Raw genomic sequence first — 1819 nt, 5'->3', positions numbered from 1 at the left:
CAGCAAAGGTCACCGAAGGGCCGAAAAACCACTCAATGTGGTGAGTAGGTTCTCCAGTGGTGGTCGTGCCTGAGTTCAGGTGATCTGAAAATCCGACTTTTTCAACAGAATCGGCCAAAAGCAGACGTCCAAAAAAAACCTCAACCATGCCGTAGACAGGCCCAGCTATGGGAGGCGCACGTTCTCTTGACGTCAACACCATTTGTCTAGCAAAACTGTTGAGTGGGCTCGTCTACGAGCTGAAAGAAGCGCAAATAATTTTCCGAGCATGCTGATGTAGCTCACGTTCGTTGACAACTCTGGTTAAGAGGCGATTCCCTTGAATAAGCAAAAAAAACCAAGCGAGTTCGATATTCAAGCAGCTCTCCAAGAAGTCTGTACAGCAGATGACGTAAAGAACGCATTTGATCTGTTTAAGTCGAATTTACAGCTATTAGAAAATTGGCGAATCGTTTACGCATGCCAAGACATGCGAGGAGCATTCAAAGTCCCACGACTAGAATTTGGTAACTCAGGAGTGATCTCTTCCGCTATGGGAGGGCAATCATTAATTGTACTGGATAAAGAGTTCATAAATTCCAAAGGCCCTATTCGGTATGAAATTGGCCATGGGTTATATGCTGATTCAAACGTAGCCTCCTACTTTAGAAGGCTCTCATACAATTCCAGCTCTACAGACAATCTTGAAACGTATAAAAACAATCTCAGGAAAGCGATTGGTGTTGATGGTCTTCAAAGACTCAACCCATTTTATCACATCTGGGAATGCCAGAGAAACTGGAATGAAAAGACCCGCGAGGCATGCGTAGAGACTGTCGCTGCGATTTTGGCTTTTCATATGGATTCTGATCCGCTGGGCCCAGGCTGGAATGATAGATTTATGAATCTTTATCGAGAGACTTGCGAACAGCAGGCGGTGAGTATGATCGATGACCTTCTTACCGAGGCGTTGAGCGAAGAAACAATCAATCGGTTGGCGCTGATTGAAGCAATGATCCTACGCACAAAACTCATCGACCTCGGATCCAAGAAATCTGCTCCGCACAAACTCGAGCAATTGATTAGATTTATGTATGAAGAACTCCAAGTTGTGATGGCAAGAGAGCTTGTAATTTGCGCCGAAATTCTTTATCGGGGCAAAACCAGCCTGACAAAAAAACTGAACTCATTCGAGAGGAGCGAAAACGCAATCGATATTGTAAGAAATGCTGCCTGGGATATTTTCATGCTCAGGATTATGGATGCAATGGTGACCCCTAAAGGTCTTCCACGCGGCGAGGTTTATTTGCCCGTTCTAATCTCCACTGACAAGGACGTACGGGACCTGATCAAGCTGACGGAATTGAAAGCCATTGCGGTCTGCCGAACCTCTGGTCGAACGTTTCCATTCATCGACCTTGACTTGTTCGAATGGCTCAACACTCGCTTGGGAGCTAAACGTGTGGAGAACTTAGCCCCTTTGTTTGGACAGGAAGGATTTGAAGCGCGTGCGAAGGGGCGAAGCTTGAGGGCGGTAAAGGAGACGTTAGCTGCCGATCAAGTTCGGCTTCGAGAGCATCAAAAGTAGCCATTTTTTAGGCCACCCGTTTATGTCTCATTTTTATGTTGCGACGAGGCAGCCACTGCAATCGGCCGACAGCTTTCATCTGTGAAGGGAAGCTCTGAGTCGGTATTAGGCAACGGCGACTGGCTGCAATCGGCCGATTCTGTTGAAAAAGTAGCTCCCCTATCTGGCCTGCGGCAAAATATCTGCATTGGCCAGCAGGGAAGCACGCAGCATGATGGGACAGTTATCGAGTGGGCAGGAGCGACTGTTTTA

1 protein-coding gene is annotated in these 1819 nt (G+C 47.0%); it reads left to right on the top strand.

Annotated elements, in window-relative coordinates:
- The first annotated feature begins 319 nt into the window (after positions 1–319).
- Positions 320–1567 (top strand): hypothetical protein, encoded by a 1248-nt coding sequence (locus tag IB254_RS29310; RefSeq protein ID WP_192420943.1) that lies wholly within the window; start codon positions 320–322, stop codon positions 1565–1567.
- Positions 1568–1819: the final 252 nt, after the last annotated feature.

It is taken from the genome of Pseudomonas sp. PDM03 (genome assembly GCF_014852385.1).
Classification (GTDB): domain Bacteria; phylum Pseudomonadota; class Gammaproteobacteria; order Pseudomonadales; family Pseudomonadaceae; genus Aquipseudomonas; species Aquipseudomonas migulae.
The sequence above is the reverse complement of the archived record's forward strand: the minus strand, read 5'-3'. Positions and strand labels throughout refer to the sequence as shown.